Origin of the sequence: Sphingomonas sp. CFBP 13706 (genome assembly GCF_014842355.1) — a bacterium.
GTDB classification, from domain to species: Bacteria; Pseudomonadota; Alphaproteobacteria; order Sphingomonadales; family Sphingomonadaceae; genus Sphingomonas; species Sphingomonas aerolata.
In genome coordinates this window covers 220,361-238,061 of record NZ_JACYVM010000003.1, presented here as the reverse complement: position 1 = coordinate 238,061, position 17,701 = coordinate 220,361, and the positions used below count along the sequence as shown (strand labels likewise).

Sequence of the window (17,701 nt, the reverse complement as noted above, 5' to 3'; positions counted from 1 at the left end):
TATGTCAAGTCGTCCGCCTGGAGTATGTTCGAACCCTATTCCTCCACGGTGCAATCCGGCGAACGCGTCGCTGTGGCACCGCGTGGAGGCATTGATCCGGAAAGGCCCCCAATGGCTGCCAAGGCACTGTCCTTCGACGTCGGTGATTTCGTCGTTTACCCAAAGCACGGAGTCGGCCGTGTGATCGAGCTGCAACGCTCGGAAATCGCCGGCATGACGCTCGAACTTTACGTCCTCCGTTTCGAGAAGGAGCGCATGACGCTCCGCGTTCCGACCAACAAGGCCGAAAGCGTCGGCATGCGCAAATTGTCCTCGGACAAGACCATGCGCGAGGCGATGGACACGCTCAAGGGCAAGCCCAAGGTCAAGCGCACCATGTGGTCGCGCCGCGCGCAGGAATATGAGGCGAAGATCAATTCGGGCGACCTCGTGTCGATTGCCGAAGTGGTCCGCGACCTGTTCCGCGCCGACGACCAGCCCGAGCAGAGCTATTCCGAGCGTCAGATCTTCGAAGGTGCGACCAGCCGTCTCGCCCGCGAACTCGCCGCGATGGAAGAGATTGACGAGCCCAAGGCGCAGGAGAAGATCCTCGACATCCTCCGCGCCGCTGCCGCGATCTACAACAAGGACAAGCTGCCCGCCTGACCGCTGGCGCTCCGTTCGATGACGCAAGGGCGGTCCCGCGGGGCCGCCCTTTTGCGTTTATGGCCCGCCGGCCGATGACCACCACGGATTCCGCTTCCGCCTCTCGCCGATCGGGTGTATTGTTTGGGCAATACACAGGAGGATGCCATGAAGTATCTCGCGCTCGGTCTGATGATGCCGCTTGCCGCCTGCTCGTTCAGCTGGTCGGGGGACGATGACGGGGCGGGGGCATCGCCGAGCGGCACCGGCACGACCCGTACCTATATGGTCAGCGATTTCAGCACGATCGACCTGCGCGGTGCGAGTGACGTCGATGTGCGCGTAGGCACGGGCTTTTCGGTGCGCGCCCAGGGACCGGTCGAGCTGCTCGACCGGCTGAAGATCGAGCGGGAAGGCGACACGCTCGAGATCGGGCGGCGCAAGAATATGGATTTTGGCTGGGGCCGATCGGGCAAGGTCAAGGTCTTCGTCACGCTGCCACGGCTGGCGGCGGCGGCGATATCGGGATCGGGCGACATGACCATCGACCGGGTCGAGGGAACGCGATTCGCAGCCAATGTCGCAGGGTCCGGCAGCCTGGGGGTCGCGGCGGTGAAGGTCGATGATCTCGCCGTCTCGATCGCGGGCTCGGGCAGCGTCTCGGCGGCAGGATCCGCGCGGGCGCTCGCAGTCTCGATCGCGGGCTCGGGGGATGTCGACGCAGCCGGGCTCAAGGCCCGCTCCGCGCGGGTCGAGATCGCCGGCTCGGGCAGCGTCCGCGCGGTCGTCGATGGCCCTGCCACCGTCGACATGATGGGGTCAGGCGATGTCGATTTGGGCAGCGCGGCACGGTGCACCGTGTCCAAGATGGGCTCCGGCTCGGTCCGCTGCACACCGTGACCCGCTGCGCGCGCGGCTTGTGTCGGTGCGTCGAAGCGGCAACGATCGGGCGATGATCCGTTTTCTTGCCCTGCCGCTCCTGTTTGCCTGTCCCGTCGCCGCGGCCGCGGCCGATCGTAGCGTGTCGGTGGGCAGCTTCGAGCGGGTCCGGATCGACGGTCCGTTCGACGTGTGCCTCGTCACGGGATCGCCCGCCGCAAAGGTCTCGGGGGATCCGCATGCGACCGAGGCGGTCGAGATCCGAGTCGACGGCGCGACGCTGTCGGTCCGGCGGAGCACGAGCCGCTGGGGCGAGCGCCCTGAGACAGGGGCGCCGCGCCCGGTAATCGTGACGCTGTCCACCCCGCGTCTCGCCTTTGCCAGTGTCGTGGCGGGGGGGCGGCTGACGATCGATCGCATGAAGGGGATGCGGCTGGACCTCGCGGTCAGCGGTGCGGGCAGCGTTGCGGTGAACGATGTGCAGGCGGACCAGTTGAACGCCACCGTCATCGGCACCGGGCGGATGACGCTCGCAGGGCGCAGCGCCCGCGCACGTCTGACCGTCAGTGGTCCGGGGCTGATCGACGCGACCGCACTTGCCGTCGATGATCTCGTCGTCATGCAGGACGGCGTCGGCGAAACCCGCGCCTCGGCGCGCCGCACCGCGCAGGTGACGAACGGCGGTGCGGGCTCGGTCACGGTCGCGGGCACCGCCGCCTGCACGGTCCGCGCCGCGGCGACCGGCCCGGTGATCTGCGGCCGCTAGCCGCGCAGGCTAGATCAGCGCAAGTTCGGCGAGCTTCGTCATCAGCGCGGGCGGCATGATGTCGAGCCCGGTCGCGTCGCCCCCCAGGTCGAGCGGCGCATCGGCACCCTCCAGATACCGCCACCCCTGATGTGCGCGCTTCGGCCGCACTTGAACGAGCACCAGTCTGGGGTCGATATGGATCGCGACGCGTCCGCCCTCCGCCTCGCCAAAGCCCAGGATCGGCGACCGCGCGATCAGCTGGTGCTTCAGGATCCAGTACATCGAGCCGCCTTCGCCGACCGGCCCCGCCACCTCCTCGTGTCGCTTGGGCAGGTAGCGGGTGGTGAGGAACACGGGGCCCTCCTCACCGCGCAGCCGCAGGCGCTCCGCCAGATGGTCGACGCTGTCCGCGCCGAACGCGACTTTGGTGAGGTGAAGCGGCATCCGTCTGGAAATGGGCGCTAATCCCCGCCAGTCAACCGGAACGTCAACCGTGCAGCCCCCACAGGCTGGCAAGGCCGAGGAACGAGAAGAACCCCATCGTGTCGGTCATCGTCGTCACGAACACCGCCGACGAGACCGCGGGATCGATCCGGAACTTGTCGAGCGTGATCGGGACCAGCACGCCGGAAAGCCCTGCGGTGATGTTGTTGGTCAGCATCGCCGCGGCGATCACGATCGACAGGTCGGTGTTGCGGAAGATCACATAGGTGCCCAGCCCGATCAGCGTGCCCAGCATGACGCCATTGGCCGTGGCGATCCGGAATTCGCGGACGATCATCCGCTTAGTGTTCGAACTCGTCAGCTGGTTGGTCGCGAGCGCGCGGACCACGACCGCGAGCGTCTGCGTCCCGGCATTGCCGCCCATCCCCGATACGATCGGCATCAGCACCGCGAGCAGAGCGAAGCTCGCGATCGTCCCCTGGAACAGCCCGACGACCGACGATGCGACCATCGCGGTGCCCAGATTGACCACCAGCCAGGTGAAGCGCGTCCGCACCGTCAGCCGGATCGGCTCGTTGATGTCGCCGTCGCCTGCACCCGCCAGGCGCAGCGTATCCTCGCCCGCCTCTTCGGAAATGATGTGGACGATGTCGTCGACCGTGATCATGCCGACCAGCCGGCCGCCATGATCGACCACGGCGGCAGAGATCAGCGCATATTTCTGGAAGCGGAGCGCGACCTCTTCCTGGTCCATGTCGACCGGGATCAGCGTCTGTTCGCGCTTCATCACATCGGCCATCGCGATCCCGCGCGGCGTGCGCAGCATCCACGACAGCTGGCACGTGCCGATCGGCTTGTGCGCGGGGTCGACGACGAAGATTTCCCAGAAATCGGTCGTCAGCTCCTCGTGACCGCGCAGATAATCGATCGCGTCGCCGACGGTCCAGTGCTCGGGCACCGCGATCAGCTCGCGCTGCATCAGGCGGCCCGCGGATTCCTCGGGGTAGCTCAGCGCCTCCTCGATTGCCGCACGATCGTCGGGATCGAGCGCGCGCAGCACCGCGCGCTGCTCGTCCTCGTCCATGTCCTCGATGATCGCGACCGCGTCATCGGTATCGAGTTCGGAGGCGAGGTCGGCGACCTGGTGCGGCTCGAGCGCGTCGATCAGATCCTCGCGGACATAATCGTTCATCTCGGCGAACACGTCGCCGTCGAGCAGATCGGTGACCGCGCGCGCCAGCGCCGCGCGATCCTCCTGCGGCGTCAGCTCGAACAGATCGGCGATGTCCGCGGGGTGCAGCGGCTCGACCAGCGCGCGCGCCGCCGCATTGTCGCCGTCCTCGACCGCGTCGAGCACGGCGCGGACGAACTCGGGCCGCAACCGGTCGTCGCGATCGAGCTGGGTTTCGGGCTGGGTCTCGGTTTCGACCTCGGGAAGCTCGAGTTCGCTCATGGCTGCCTCCCTTAAAAGCGTGCGCTTGGGCCCTAACGCGCTGCGCATGCATTTGCCAGTCGCGGGGTGAATCCCTATCTGCCGCGCATCAATTCAGGAGAAGACCCAATGGCCGATACCCCCGAAACGCTGACGCTGACCCTCGACGGCGGTGACGTGACGATCAAGCTGCGCCCCGATCTGGCCCCGAAGCACGTCGAGCGCATCGTCGAGCTGGCCAATGACGGCTTCTATGACGGCGTCGTGTTCCACCGCGTGATCCCGGGCTTCATGGCGCAGGGCGGCGATCCCACCGGCACCGGCATGTCGGGGTCGGACAAGCCGAACCTCAAGGCGGAATTCTCGGCCGAGCCGCATGTCCGCGGCGTGTGCTCGATGGCGCGCACCAACCAGCCCGACACGGCGAACTCGCAGTTCTTCATCGTGTTCGACGACGCGCGCTTCCTCGACAAGCAGTACACCGTCTGGGGTGAAGTCACCAACGGCATGGAGCTGATCGACGCGCTCCCCAAGGGCGAGCCGCCGCGCGCACCCGGCAAGATTGTGAAGGCACGCGCAGCCTGAGCTGAAGACTGCACCGGCGCAGCGAAGCTGCGTCGGAGACAGTCGAAGCCGGCCGGCGGAGCAAAGCTCCGTCCGACGGCGAGGCTTAGCCGCAACGCGCTTCAAGTCAGAAGCGCGTCGCGGTTGCTACCCTGATCCTCTCTCAACCGTACATCCGGTATCCGAGCGGAGGCTGCGCCTCGCTAAACTTCCGCCAGCGTCTTGATCAGCCAGTCGTGGAACAGCTTGACCGGCTTGGCCTGCAACGCGCGCGGGCGGCAGACGAACCAATAGCTGTACGGGCTCTCCACCTCGATTTCGAACAGCCGCACGAGCCGCGGATCATTCGCATCCTCGAAATGGCTGGCATGCATGAACGCGACGCCCAGCCCCTGCGCCGCCGCCTCGAGCATCAGCGCCCCCGAATCGAAATGATCGATCGCCAGCGGCTCGATATCGTCGAGCCCAGCCGCCGTCCGCCACGCGGTGAACGTATCCGTCATGTCGCGGTGGACCAGCGCGGTCAGCGTCGAGAGCTGTTCGGGTCGGGTGATCGGATCGGCGCGGTCGAGCAGGGTGCGCGCACCGATCACATAGACCGAATTGCGATCGAGCCGCCGCGCATAGAAGGCCGGATCGATCTCGCGTGACAGGGCGATCACCGCGTCCAGCCCGTCGCCCAGCCGCGATACCAGATGCGCCGCGGTATCGATGTCGAGATGCAGTTCGGGATGCGACGCGCGCAGTTCGCCGAGTCGCGGGAACAGCTTCTGCGACGCATAGAGCGGCAGGATGCCGAGCCGCAGCCGCAGCACCTCGGTCGTGCTGGTCATCGACTCGACCGCATCCGACAGCGAATCGAGCACCGGCGCGATCTGCGCGAGCAGGCGTTCGCCGTCGGCGTTCAGCACCATCGCCTGGTGCCGGCGTGCGAACAGCGGCTTGGCAATGAACCGCTCGAGGCTCTGCACGCGTCGGCTGAGCGCGGGCGCGGACAGCGCCAGATCCTCCGCGGCGGCCTTGATCGAGCCCAGCCGCGCGACCTGGACGAACGCCTCGATAGCCCCGAGTGGCGGCAGCCTCCGCATGATTCCTCCCCGACTCCCTTATCCGACTCGATGCATTTCCGCATCATTGGCCGCATTGAAGCCTACGATTGCAGTTAGCGCAATCGTAGCGGATCCATTCGCACTTGCAACATGAACCGCCTCGACGCAAAAAGACCTCGCCTTTCAGGCATCCTCTCCTAAAAACTTTCATGGGCTGGCCTTCATTGGCCGGCCCTTTTTTTGTCTTTTCAAGTCCTCGCAAGCCCGGCGGCGGCCCCCCATCTGACACGCTTCGAGTTTGAAGGAGTCGAGATGCCCGATAGCGAAACCCCGACGCGGAAAATCCAGGTGGCGAACGCGCGTCCCGAGGACAGCGGCCGCGGCCTGGCGCATCTGCCGCGCGCGCTGATGGCGACGCTCGGCATCGGCGAGGGCGACGTGATCGAGATCCTCGGCAAGCAGAACACCCCCGCGCGTGCGGTCGGGCCGTATCCGGAGGACGAGGGGCTCGACATCCTGCGCATCGACGGGCTCCAGCGCGCCAATGCGGGCGTCGGCTCGGGCGACTTCGTCGAGGTGCGCAAGGCCGAATCGAAGCCCGCGACGCGCGTCGTCTTCGCGCCCGCACAGCAGAATCTGCGGCTTCAGGGCTCGACCAACGCGTTGAAGCGCACATTCCTCGGCCGGCCGATCTGCCAGGGCGACATCGTCGCGACCGCGGGGCATCAGCGCGTCGGCAACATGCCCGCGGGCGTCCAGCAGTTCATGAACGCGCCCGCTTATGCACTGCAGGAGATCCGCCTCGCGGTGATCGCCGCCAGCCCCAAGGGCGTCGTCCATATCGACGAGAATACCGAGATCGAGCTGCGCCCCGAATATGAGGAGCCGCAGGACGCACGCCGCGCCGACGTCACCTATGACGATATTGGCGGCATGGCGCAGACGATCGACCAATTGCGCGAGATGGTCGAGCTGCCGCTGCGCTATCCCGAGCTGTTCCAGCGCCTCGGCGTCGATCCGCCCAAGGGCGTGCTGCTGCACGGCCCCCCCGGCACGGGCAAGACGAGGCTCGCGCGCGCGGTCGCCAACGAATCCGACGCGCAGTTCTTCCTGATCAACGGCCCCGAGATCATGGGGTCGGCCTATGGCGAATCGGAAGGCAAGCTGCGCCAGGTGTTCGAGGAGGCCGCCAAGGCCGCACCGTCGATCGTCTTCATAGACGAGATCGATTCGATCGCGCCCAAGCGCGGGCAGGTGTCGGGCGAGGCGGAAAAGCGTCTCGTCGCGCAGCTGCTGACGCTGATGGACGGGCTGGAGGCACGCGCCAATCTCGTCGTGATCGCCGCAACCAATCGTCCCGAGGCGATCGACGAGGCGCTGCGGCGTCCCGGCCGGTTCGACCGTGAAATCGTCGTCGGCGTTCCCGACGAGCGCGGCCGCCGCGAGATTCTTGGCATCCATGCGCGCGGCATGCCTTTGGGCGACCGGGTCGATCTCGACGAGCTGGCGCGCACGACCTACGGCTTTGTCGGTGCCGATCTCGCAGCGCTGGCGCGTGAGGCGGCGATCGAGGCGGTGCGGCGGATCATGCCCAAGCTCAACCTCGAGGAGCGCACGATCCCGCCCGAGGTGCTCGACGACCTGTCGGTCACGCGTGAGGATTTCCTCGGCGCGCTCAAACGCGTCCAGCCGTCGGCAATGCGCGAAGTGATGGTCCAGGCGCCGACCGTGCGCTGGGCCGATGTCGGCGGGCTCGACGATGCGCAGATGCGGCTGAAGGAGGGCGTCGAGCTTCCGCTCAAGAATCCCGACGCGTTCCGCCGCTTGGGCATCCGCCCGGCCAAGGGCTTCCTGCTCTATGGCCCGCCCGGCACCGGCAAGACGCTGCTTGCGAAGGCGGTCGCGCGCGAGGCGGAGGCGAACTTCATCGCCACCAAATCGTCCGACCTGCTCAGCAAATGGTATGGTGAGAGCGAGCAGCAGATCACACGACTGTTCCAGCGCGCGCGTCAGGTCGCACCCTGCGTGATCTTCATCGACGAGCTCGATTCGCTGGTGCCCGCCCGCGGTAGCGGGGCGGGCGAGCCGCAGGTGACCGAGCGTGTGGTGAACACGATCCTTGCCGAGATGGACGGTCTGGAGGAGCTCCAGTCGGTCGTCGTGATCGGCGCGACCAACCGCCCCAATCTGATCGACCCGGCGCTGCTTCGTCCGGGGCGCTTCGACGAGCTCGTCTATGTCGGCGTGCCCGACACGGCAGGGCGCCGGCGGATCCTCGGCATCCAGACGCAGAAGATGCCGCTCGCGTCCGACGTCGATCTCGATCGTCTCGCGGACCGCACCGACCGGTTCTCGGGTGCGGATCTGGAGGACGTCGTCCGCCGCGCAGGCCTGGTCGCGCTGCGTCGCTCGATCGATTCGACCGACGTGACGATGGCAGATTTCGACAATGCGCTGAAGGAATCGCGCGCAAGCGTCACGCCCGAGACCGAGCGTGAGTATGAGCAGATGGCTGCCCGCCTGAAACAGGATGCGACCGCCATCCAGCCGATCGGCTTCGCCTTCCCCAGCAAAGGCGCGGCGTGATCATCGCCCCTCTCCTTGACGGGAGAGGGGCTACCGCCAGCATGGTTCCATTCGGCGGTCTATAGTCGACTAGCCGAATGGCCCTGATCTTGTGCCATGTGTTGACATTACCGGGCACGGGTCCAATGTAACTTTCATGTACGCATCCGCGACACATAAGCGTTTCCTCGACCACGCCGGCCAACTCGCCGCACGGGGTTAGCCCGAGCTCGCGGCTATAGGCCGCTGGAGTTCGGGCTTTATTCGATCTGACCTTTGGGAGGTGCGCTGCACGCCCGTGATCTCGAATATACGGAAACCACGCAATGTCAGGCCCAGCCTCTGAATCTGGCGATCACTCGCCAGCGCGCCGCGACGTCGATGAAGACGCCCTGTCCCCGAAAACCTCGTTGCGGATGCGTCCCAGGCATTTCTTTTCGAAGCAATTCGATATGGAAATCGTCGAAGACTATTCAAAGGAAGAGGCCGATCGGGACTCCGCTGGGCAGCCGAAATGGCTCAACCGACTGATCCAGATGAACTTGTTACTGATGATCCTCTTGATCGGGGTTCCGCTGCTTCTGTACTGCATCGGAATGTCGGCGAAGTAGCGGAATCGCGGCCTGATGAATCTCGGTCAGCCGCCCGACGCGTCCTTCGCCTCATTCAGCGTCGCCCAGGCATAGCCGATCAACACCACGCACGCCGCGCCCGCGACCAGATAGGGCAGCGAGTGCTGCGCCTCGTACAGTCCGACCCCGATCGACGGGCCGAGCACGAAGCTCGCGCCGTTGATGCTGGTCACCTTGCCCGCGACCGACCCTTGCGCATTCGCGCCGACCGCGAGCGAGGCACCCGCGGTAAAGCCCGGCCGCGTGAAGCCGAAACCGAGACTCGCCAGCGCATAGGCGGTCGCGATCGTGTAGAGCGAGGTCGCGATCCCCGTCAGCGCGGTGCCCACCGCCGCCAGCACCAGCCCGGTCAGGACGAGCTGGCGCGGGGTCAGATTGAGTCGCGGAATGATTCCCCATTGCGCGAGCAGCGCTGCACCTGCGCCCATCATCAGCACGATCCCCGTGGGCTCGAGCGCGAGTGCGGGCGCAAGGTTGAGCCGGTCTATCACCAGGAACCCGATCGCCTGCCCGGTCATCGCCTGCGCGTGCCCCATCACCAGCCCGGCGATCATCCAGGCGCGGATGCGCGGATCGGTATAGCCGACCTGTTCGACATGCGACTGGGTCGCGGCGGTGACCGACGCACCGCTCGGCGCGCCGCCGATCGAGGGATAGGACGCGCTTGCGCCGTGCGTATCGTCATGCGGCGCGACGATCCGGTCATCGGGCAGCATCCGCCGCACCGTGATCCACACCGCCACGCCGAACAGCGCGAACAGGAAGGCGGGGCCCGCCAGCCCCACCTCCAGCCCGCCGACCGACCCGAGAATCAGATAGGGCGCGATCGCCGGCCCCAGGATCGTGCCGAGCCCGAAGGCGGAAGCGAGCAGGGTCAGCGCACGGGTCCGCTCCGCGCGCGTCGTCTCGCCCGCGACCAGCGCCTGCACCGCGGGCGGCGCGGCGGCGCCGAACGCGCCATAGATCAGCCGCCCGGCGATGAAGCAGCCGAACGCCGCGGTCCCGCCGATCCAGTGGTTGATACCCGCCATCAGGAACAGTCCGCACAATGTCAGCGACACGCTGAACCCGCCGATGCCGAGCAGGATCATTGCGCGGCGGCCATGCCGGTCAGACCGGTTCGCCCAGAACGGCGCGGCGATCACCCACAGCAGTGCGGACACCGAAAACGCGCCCGCCACCGCGCTGTCGGCGACGCCCAGCGACCGGCCGAGCGCGGGCAGCACCGATTGCAGCGCGGTATTGCCCGCGGCGATCGTCAGCATGACGAGGAACATCAGCGCGAAGCGACGATCAATCCGCGCATCCTCGCGACCGGTACCGGTCATGGCCGCGCCCAGTCATAATCGCGCTCGACCCGTGCGACGGTGACGCGGTAGCGATCATACCAGAGAGCGCGCCCGCGGTCGCGAATCGCGGCATGGTCGGGATCGTCGCGCCACGCGATCGCCGCGGCGTCGTCCGCCCAATAGCTGATCGTGATCCCCAGCCCGGCTTCGTCGCGCACGCTGTCGATCCCGCGATAGCCGGGCTGCGTCGCGGCGAGCGCCTCCATCGCGGCGGCTGCCGCGGCATAGCCGGCGGGGTCGGTGCCGTTACGGTTCGACATGAAAATGACCGCCGTCTGGCCCGTCCGATCGTCGTGCATGCCCAATGCTTAAGCCAAGCCCGGGGGTTGGCAAGCGCGGGTTGCGGCACCGTGCACTGGTCGCGTTCGGTGCGGTTCGTCGCGTGATGCAACCCGCAGGCCTTGAAACACGTTTGGAATCCGTGCGACGGGGGGCTTAAAGCCTCGCGTGCGCGCGGGATCCCTGATCGTAAGGAACACGATGCCCAGTCCGACCACAGCCGCCCGGCGCGCGCGCACCCGCCCCGCCGGCGTGCCCTCCCCGTGGCAGATGTTCTTCACCGAATTCCTGAAACACCCTGTCATGGTCGGCTCGATCGTGCCGTCGTCGGACAAGCTGATCCGCAAGATGCTCGGCCGGGTCGATTGGGACAACACCAAGGTGTTCGTCGAATACGGACCCGGCGTCGGCACCTTCTGCCGCCCGATTCTCGACCGCATGGCGCCCGACGCGACGCTGATCGTGATCGACACCAACCCCGATTTCATCCGCTATCTGCGCCACACGATCACCGATCCGCGGTTCTCGGCGGTGCTCGGATCGGCGGCCGATGTCGAAAAGATCGTCGCCGATCACGGCTTCGAATCGGCCGACTATGTCCTTTCGGGCCTGCCCTTTTCGACGCTGCCCCCCGGCGTCGGTCCGGCGATCGCGGCCGGCACGCATTCGGTGCTGCGTAGCGGCGGCGCGTTCCTGGTCTATCAGTTCAGCCCGAAGGTGAAGGACTTCCTCACCCCGCATTTCGAATCGATCGATCACGACATGGAATGGTGGAACGTGCCCCCGGCACAGCTCTACTGGGCCTGGAAGGACTGATCCGTCAGCCGCGCGCGCAGCGCGGCGAGTTCGTCGGGCGAGGCATCGGGTCTCGCTGATGCTGGCTTGCCGGCCCGTAACCGCGCCCGGTCTTTTGCATCGGGCTCGACGCGGCGGACGCGGACCGCGGCCCGGCCGAGGCGCTCGATCCCGAGCAGCCGGGCGGCGCCGCGTGACAGGTCGATCAGCCGCGAGGGCGTGAACGGCCCGCGGTCGTTGATCCGCAGCAGGATCGTCCGGCCGGTGTCGAGCGCGGTGACCTCGACATAGCTTGGCAACGGCAGGACGGTATGCGCGGCAGAAATGCCCTTCACGCGAAACCGTTCGCCGTTCGCGGTCTGGTTGCCCGATTCCCGGCCATACCAGCTCGCCATGCCGACCGCGTCATAGGCCGGCAGATCGGCGGGGCGGTAGGTCGTGCCGCGCACGCTGTAGGGGCGGCCGATCTTGACCGGATAGTCGCTGACCGGGCGGTAGCGCGTCGTGCCGCAGCCGGCGAGCATGGCGCACAGCGCAAGGGCGGCCAGTAGGCCGGGCGTATCGGAACGCGGTGCGATTGGGATCATTATCCCTGCTAGCGGACACCCGGTCGAAGCTGAACCCCATTGCGGCGAACCGCCCGCACGCGGGATCGTAGCGTTTGCTTAACCGCTTTACCCTACGGTTACAGTCTGTTCGAAGGTGCCATGACGCATTTCATTACCCGGTTGAGGCAGCTTCGCCACTCGGATCACGCGGTCGCCGCGGACGTCCGGGCGACTCTGGTTACCTCGCTCTATGCCTCACCCAAGTCGCTGGTGATCGGTGCGCTGACGAGCACGGGTATCGCCACGGTCGTGGCCGTCACCAGTGGCGATCGCTGGCTTGCCGGCTTCGCAGTGCTGATCGGGCTGGTCGCCGCACTGCGGATCATCGGCATCGTCCAGCGCGTGCCCGATCAACAGGGCGCTGACGTATTTGCTGTCGATCGGGGTGCCGCCGAGCGCCCGCGTGCAGGACAGTGGGAGTTTTACTACCGCATCGGCGCCTTCGCCTTTTCCGCGCTGCTTGGCATGTTCGGGCTGCTGACGCTGACCCGGACCGCGGACGGCGTGCTTCATCTCCTCTCGGTGACGACGGCGATCGGCTATGCGGCGGGGATTGCCGGACGCAATGCGGGCCGGCCCACGATCGCGCTCGCACAGCTCTGCCTCGCGTCGCTGCCGCTCGCGGCGGGGCTCTTGCTGTCGGGCGAGCCGCTCAACGCCGTGCTCGCGATCGTCATCATCCTGTTCGTGCTGGCGATGATCGACATCACGCTGCAGACCTATGAGGCCATCCTCGGCGCGACCATCGCGGCGAGTGAAAAGACCGCGCTCGCCGAACATCACGCCGCATTCGCGCGACGCGACGACCTCACCGGAGTCGCCAACCGCACCGCATTTCGCGAATGGTTCGAGCGGCGGCTGCACCGACTGGAACCGACCGGCGAGCTCCTGTCGATCCACTGGATCGATCTCGACCGGTTCAAGGAGATCAATGATTCGCTCGGCCACCTGGCGGGCAACGTGCTGCTGACCGAGGTTGCGCAGCGGCTCCAGGCCGCGTTCGTCACCGATGGCGGCACCATCGGGGTGGCCGGCGACGCGATCGTCGCGCGGCTGGGCGGCGACGAGTTCGCGGTCGTCTGCGCGATCGGCGCGCGCGACGATGCCCGCACGATCGCCGATCATATCCTCGACCTCGTCGCACAGCCCGTGGCCTATGCCGGACGCCGGCTGACGGTCGGCGCCTCGCTCGGCGTGGCGATCGCACCGATCGACGGGGGCGACGCGGACACGCTGCTCAAACACGCCGATCTCGCGCTCTACCGCGCCAAGGAAAGCGGCCGAGGCGCCTTCTGCTTCTACGAACCGGTGATGGACGAGAAGATCGAACGGACGCGCGCGCTGACCAGCGACCTGCACGGCGCGATCGCGCGCGGCGAGCTGTGGCTCGCCTTCCAGCCGATCTTCGATCTGGCCACGCATCGCATCCTGTCGTGCGAGACGCTGCTGCGCTGGGACAGCCCGTGCCACGGCAGCGTGTCGCCCGCCGAATTCATCCCGATCGCCGAGCAGAGCGGGCTGATCGTCGAAATCGGCGCCTGGGTGCTGCGCGAGGCTTGCCGTCACGCGCGCGACTGGCCGGACACGGTGCGCGTCGCGGTCAACCTGTCGCCGATCCAGCTCCTGTCGCCCGGGCTCGCCAAGGTGCTGAGGGACGCGCTCGACGCCAGCGGGCTCGCGCCGGGGCGGCTCGATCTCGAAGTGACCGAATCGGTGCTGCTCGACGATATCGACGCATCGCTGGCGGCGCTGTCGGCGATCAACCGGATGGCGGTCGGCACCACGCTCGACGATTTCGGCACCGGCTATTCGTCGCTCGGCTATCTCACCAAATTCCCGTTCCAGACGCTCAAGATCGACCGGTCGTTCATCACCGCGCTCGACGACAATCCCGCGTCGATGGCGATCATCCAGACGGTGGTCGATCTCGCCGCGACGCTCGGCATGCAGACCGTCGCCGAGGGCATCGAGACGCCGACCCAGCTCGCGCAGCTGCGCCGCACCCGCTGCACCGCGGTGCAGGGTTTCCTGCTCGCGCGCCCGATGTCGGCAAGCCAGGTGGCGAACCTGCTTGCCGACGAAACCCCCAGGATGCGTGCGCTGTCCTGAGGGCCGGGGGCGATGTCCGTCAGCCTTTCGGCTTGTCGAGCAGACGGGTCTGCGCCGCGACGAGCCGCCGCATCAGCTTGAGATCCCCCTCGCTGAGGCGCAACGCGGCGTCCGCCCACAGGTCGACCACCGCCTCGAGCTCGTCGAGCGTCAGCGGATTGACCGCGCGCGACGCCTCGTAGATCGCGCAATGCCCGCTGTGGCGACGCCGGTTCTGGCGGATATAGTCCTCGACCACCCGGCGGCCCTGGCCGGGGTCGGCGAGCGCGTGGACGATACCCAGATCATAGAGCTCCTCCGCGCTGTAGTTGCGCCCGCTGAGGATCATCTGCTCGGCCCGCGCCGCGCCCAGACGCCGCGACAGGAAGCAGTGCGCCCCCATGCCGGGGAACAGCCCGAACACGGTCTCGGGAAGGCCGAAGCTCGCGCCGCGTTCGGCGACGACGACGTTGAACGACAGCAGCGCCTCGAACCCGCCGCCCAGCGCATCGCCCTCGACCAGCCCGATCGTCACGATCGGCAGATCGAGGCCGCGCAGGTTGCGGTGCAGGATCTGTACGCAGGCGCGGCCATATTGGACCAGCGCCTCGCGGTGACCGGCACGGATATGCTGTGCAAACAGGTCGAGATCACCGCCGAGCGAGAAGACGCCGGGGAATCGCGAGCCGAGCACGAGATAGCGAATCGGCATCGCCCCGGAGGTGTGGGCGCTGTGGATATCGGCCTGCCACTGACCAAAGTCCGCGAGCAGCGCAGGGTTGAAACTCGGCCGCGTCCTTGGCCGCATATAGGTCCACAGCGTGTCGGCCTGCGGGTCAAACGTCACCTCGAGCTGGTCGAGCGCGAACAGCGGTGGGGTTGGGGCGGGGGCCGCGATCCCGGCTGTGGTCGCGGTTGCGGGCCGCGGGGCCGGCGAGAAATGTCGGGCGGGTAAAGCAAGAGTCACTGTGGCATTCCTTTGTAATCGCAGCGCAGTGCTGCACCGCCGAACCTAGGGCACAATGGCGGCGATCCCGCGGGGGCGTGCGCGCGACGCGCGTTAAAATCCGTCTCGCGCGACACCGCGCCGGTGCGCTAGGCGGGGTCGGGGTCAGGGGCGGTCGTGGCGCACGGTCCGCGACCCGGTGCTGGCCCCCGAAACTGGACGTTTGCCGATCATGACAGTGAGATGGATGCAGGCGGGGCTGGCCGGAGCGCTGGTTGCGGGGTTGGGGTACACGACGCCGGCTGGCGCGGCACAGACCAGTGTCGCACCGTCCGCCCCGTCGCCGATCGTCTCGTCACCGATCGCGTCGGTCGACGCCCTGCAGCTCCAGCTCCCCGTCGATGCGGCGATGCAGGACGCGGCGGAATATGCGCGGCGTTTCGGCGTGCCGCTCGATGTCGCGCTCCACCGCATGCGGGCGCAGGCGGCGACGATTCCCGTCACCGACGCGCTGCGCCGCGAATTCGCGGATCGGCTCGCGGGCATCGCGGTCGAGCATGACCCGGCCTACCGGATCGTGGTGCTGCTGACCGGCACCGACCCGGTCGCGGACCGCGTCGTCGAGGCGGGGGGGATGAGCGTCCCGCTGGTGTTCCGGACCGGCGCGGCGGCGACGCTCGACCGGATACTCGGCCAGATCCGCACCTTCCAGGCGGCGATCCGCGCCGCGCTTCCGCATCCCCCCGGCATCGGTGCGGATCAGCGAACGGGTACACTCGTCGTGATGGTCGCGACCGCGGACCTTGCGCTCGACCGGGATGGCGCGCTTACCGCGAAGTTCGCCGATATGACCGGCGTTCCCGTGCGGATCGAAGCCAGTGACCGCCCGATGCTGCCGATGGCGCTTCAGACGAGCGTAACGGCCACGCCGGGCGCCACAGCGCCCGGGATTCCCGTGGCGACGATCCCGCCTGCCGACGTCGTGACCGTGATGCCGGACGTCGCGGGCGGGGGGCGGGTGGTCGGGACGGTCGACGGCCGGCGCTATGTCTGCACGACGGGATTCGTCGTCACCGATGGCGTCGCGGATGCGATCGCCACCGCCGCGCATTGTCCCGACACGCTCGATTATGTCGGGCGGCCGCCGGCGGGCACGGAGCGGCGGGCGATCGCGCTGCCCTATATCGGCCAATGGGGCTGGGGGTATCAGGACGTCCAGATCAACCGCGCGCCCGCGCTGCCGGCGACTGCGCCACGGCTGCCCGCCTTCTTTGCTGATACCGCCAAGACCCGGCTCAGGACCGTCGCGACATGGCGCAACCGGACCAGCACGCGCGCGGGCGACTTCGTCTGTCACCGCGGCGAGCGCACCGGCTATAGCTGCGCGCCGGTCGCGATGGTCGATTTCGCCCCCGCGGGCGATCTGTGCGGCGGCGCGTGCCTGCCGACCTGGGTCGCGGTCGAAGGGCCGACATGCAAGTCGGGTGACAGCGGCGCGCCGGTTTTCGAAGGGCAGGTCGCACTCGGCCTCGTCAAGGGCGGCACCTACCGCGCCGATGGCAGCTGCCTCTTCTATTATTACATGTCGACCGACTATCTGCCGCCCGGCTGGACGCTCGCCTATCGCTGAGTGCAGGCGTGCAGCCTAGCGTGACAGAACGAAGGCCGCCCCCGGAACCGCGACCCGAGCGACATGCGGCCCGAGCAGCCCGTCCGCGTCGATCGGCAGCAGCGTCACGCATTCGTCCTTCTCGTTCGCGACGACCATCAGGCCCTCGTCCTCCAACAGCACGAAATGACGCGGATAGGCCGCTCCCGCCGGTGCATGCTGGATCGGCCGCGGGTCACCATCCGGGTCGAGCGCGAAGACCGCGATGCTGTCATGCCCGCGGTTGGAGACATAGAGCCGGTCCCCCGCCGCGTTGATCGCCAGATGCGCGACGATGCTCGGACCTTCATACGCCTCCGGCAGCGTCGACACGGTCCTTGCCGCCGAGAACCGACCCTCGCCGCCGACCAGCACGGTCAGCGTGTTCACAAGCTCGCTGGCGAGATATGCCACGCGCTGCACCTGCGGATGCAGCAGCAGATGGCGTGGCCCCGACCCCGCTGGTGCGTGAAAGGCTGTGCCGGCCGCCCGTACACGGTTGCTGCCCGGCGCCGGTGCCACAGCGAAGGCGCGGATCTCGTCGGTCCCCAGATCGGTTGCATAGAGCCAGCGATCATCGGTATCGAACCCGACCCAATGCGCGTGAGGGCTAGTCTGACGCTCGCGGTTCGGACCAGATCCGCTATGCGCAAAGACATGGGCTGGCGCGTTCGGCAGGCCGTCGGTGTCGAGATCCAGGACCGACACGCTCCCGCTCGCATAATTGGCGACGGCGAGCAGACTCTGGTCGTGGCTCAGCGCGAGATGACAGGGCGCGTCCCCATCGACCGTCACGCGGGCGATCTGTCGCCATCCGTCGGCGGTCGCGCGATACACGCCGATCGCGCCGTCATCGCGTTCGTCGACGAGATAATGGAGGTCATGGCGCGGCGAATGGACGCCGAAGGACACGTTGATCGCATCGAGATAGGGCGTGCCGGTCGACCAGCCATCGCCCTGTCGCAGCGGATGGAGCCCACCGCGATTGGTACCGATCCAGAGGCCGGCGGGTCGGGTCACAGGGCACTCGCCCCGCGCCGACACCGCCGGG

Annotated in this window: 17 protein-coding genes; 9 read left to right on the top strand and 8 right to left on the bottom strand. The window is 67.5% G+C overall.

Annotated elements, in window-relative coordinates:
- Positions 1 to 111 precede the first annotated feature (111 nt).
- The 3 genes from IFS44_RS07720 (at position 112) to IFS44_RS07710 (ending at position 2,269) form a co-directional block, all read left to right on the top strand.
- Positions 112 to 645, top strand: coding sequence for a CarD family transcriptional regulator (locus IFS44_RS07720; RefSeq protein WP_031393647.1), 534 nt, complete (start codon positions 112 to 114; stop codon positions 643 to 645).
- A gap of 147 nt (positions 646 to 792) precedes the next feature.
- Positions 793 to 1,524 (top strand): head GIN domain-containing protein, encoded by a 732-nt coding sequence (locus tag IFS44_RS07715; RefSeq protein WP_192098070.1) that lies wholly within the window; start codon positions 793 to 795, stop codon positions 1,522 to 1,524.
- Positions 1,525 to 1,576: 52 nt separating this feature from the next.
- Positions 1,577 to 2,269 (top strand): GIN domain-containing protein, encoded by a 693-nt coding sequence (locus IFS44_RS07710; protein ID WP_192098069.1) that lies wholly within the window; start codon positions 1,577 to 1,579, stop codon positions 2,267 to 2,269.
- A gap of 9 nt (positions 2,270 to 2,278) precedes the next feature.
- Here IFS44_RS07710 and IFS44_RS07705 read toward each other — a convergent pair whose 3' ends face one another.
- Together IFS44_RS07705 and mgtE are read right to left on the bottom strand one after the other, a co-directional pair.
- Positions 2,279 to 2,695: a DUF1489 family protein gene (locus tag IFS44_RS07705; protein WP_192098068.1), complete on the bottom strand. Its 417-nt coding sequence runs from the start codon at positions 2,693 to 2,695 to the stop codon at positions 2,279 to 2,281.
- A 43-nt stretch (positions 2,696 to 2,738) separates the two neighbouring features.
- Positions 2,739 to 4,148 (bottom strand): magnesium transporter, encoded by a 1,410-nt coding sequence (mgtE, locus tag IFS44_RS07700; protein WP_031440994.1) that lies wholly within the window; start codon positions 4,146 to 4,148, stop codon positions 2,739 to 2,741.
- A gap of 108 nt (positions 4,149 to 4,256) precedes the next feature.
- Here mgtE and IFS44_RS07695 point away from each other — a divergent pair, with 108 nt between their 5' ends.
- Positions 4,257 to 4,712 carry a peptidylprolyl isomerase gene (locus IFS44_RS07695; RefSeq protein WP_056406711.1) on the top strand — a complete coding sequence of 152 codons (456 nt, stop codon included), beginning with the start codon at positions 4,257 to 4,259 and terminating at the stop codon, positions 4,710 to 4,712.
- Positions 4,713 to 4,894: 182 nt separating this feature from the next.
- On the opposite strand, the gene IFS44_RS07690 is transcribed toward IFS44_RS07695, so the two are convergent.
- On the bottom strand, positions 4,895 to 5,779 hold the full coding sequence (locus IFS44_RS07690) for a LysR substrate-binding domain-containing protein (protein WP_037530034.1): 885 nt from the start codon (positions 5,777 to 5,779) through the stop codon (positions 4,895 to 4,897).
- 273 nt (positions 5,780 to 6,052) lie between these two features.
- On the opposite strand from IFS44_RS07690, the gene IFS44_RS07685 reads away from it, so the two are divergent.
- Both IFS44_RS07685 and IFS44_RS07680 read left to right on the top strand, forming a co-directional pair.
- On the top strand, positions 6,053 to 8,326 hold the full coding sequence (locus IFS44_RS07685; protein WP_031440998.1) for a CDC48 family AAA ATPase: 2,274 nt from the start codon (positions 6,053 to 6,055) through the stop codon (positions 8,324 to 8,326).
- Between the two features lie 305 nt (positions 8,327 to 8,631).
- Positions 8,632 to 8,916, top strand: a complete 285-nt coding sequence (locus IFS44_RS07680) for a hypothetical protein (protein ID WP_166746529.1) — start codon at positions 8,632 to 8,634, stop codon at positions 8,914 to 8,916.
- Positions 8,917 to 8,942: 26 nt separating this feature from the next.
- Here the strand turns inward: IFS44_RS07680 and IFS44_RS07675 are convergent, their stop codons facing one another.
- Positions 8,943 to 10,265, bottom strand: coding sequence for an MFS transporter (locus IFS44_RS07675; protein ID WP_192098067.1), 1,323 nt, complete (start codon positions 10,263 to 10,265; stop codon positions 8,943 to 8,945).
- A complete protein-coding gene (locus IFS44_RS07670; protein WP_192098066.1) occupies positions 10,262 to 10,585 on the bottom strand; it encodes an antibiotic biosynthesis monooxygenase in 324 nt (107 codons plus the stop codon). The genes IFS44_RS07675 and IFS44_RS07670 overlap by 4 nt, the downstream gene beginning before the upstream one ends.
- Before the next feature lie 181 nt (positions 10,586 to 10,766).
- Here IFS44_RS07670 and IFS44_RS07665 point away from each other — a divergent pair, with 181 nt between their 5' ends.
- Entirely contained in the window at positions 10,767 to 11,381 is a 615-nt protein-coding gene (locus tag IFS44_RS07665; protein ID WP_031394390.1) for a class I SAM-dependent methyltransferase, read from the top strand.
- Here IFS44_RS07665 and IFS44_RS07660 read toward each other — a convergent pair.
- A complete protein-coding gene (locus tag IFS44_RS07660) occupies positions 11,360 to 11,947 on the bottom strand; it encodes a septal ring lytic transglycosylase RlpA family protein (protein ID WP_192098065.1) in 588 nt (195 codons plus the stop codon). The two genes, IFS44_RS07665 and IFS44_RS07660, sit on opposite strands and share 22 nt — an antisense overlap.
- A gap of 120 nt (positions 11,948 to 12,067) precedes the next feature.
- On the opposite strand from IFS44_RS07660, the gene IFS44_RS07655 reads away from it, so the two are divergent.
- Positions 12,068 to 14,077, top strand: a complete 2,010-nt coding sequence (locus tag IFS44_RS07655; RefSeq protein WP_192098064.1) for a putative bifunctional diguanylate cyclase/phosphodiesterase — start codon at positions 12,068 to 12,070, stop codon at positions 14,075 to 14,077.
- A 19-nt stretch (positions 14,078 to 14,096) separates the two neighbouring features.
- Here the strand turns inward: IFS44_RS07655 and IFS44_RS07650 are convergent, their stop codons facing one another.
- Entirely contained in the window at positions 14,097 to 15,023 is a 927-nt protein-coding gene (locus tag IFS44_RS07650) for a crotonase/enoyl-CoA hydratase family protein (RefSeq protein WP_042466417.1), read from the bottom strand.
- A 211-nt stretch (positions 15,024 to 15,234) separates the two neighbouring features.
- On the opposite strand from IFS44_RS07650, the gene IFS44_RS07645 reads away from it, so the two are divergent.
- Entirely contained in the window at positions 15,235 to 16,632 is a 1,398-nt protein-coding gene (locus tag IFS44_RS07645) for a hypothetical protein (protein ID WP_244650035.1), read from the top strand.
- Positions 16,633 to 16,647: 15 nt separating this feature from the next.
- Here the strand turns inward: IFS44_RS07645 and IFS44_RS07640 are convergent, their stop codons facing one another.
- Positions 16,648 to 17,670: a beta-propeller fold lactonase family protein gene (locus IFS44_RS07640; protein WP_192098063.1), complete on the bottom strand. Its 1,023-nt coding sequence runs from the start codon at positions 17,668 to 17,670 to the stop codon at positions 16,648 to 16,650.
- Positions 17,671 to 17,701 lie beyond the last annotated feature (31 nt).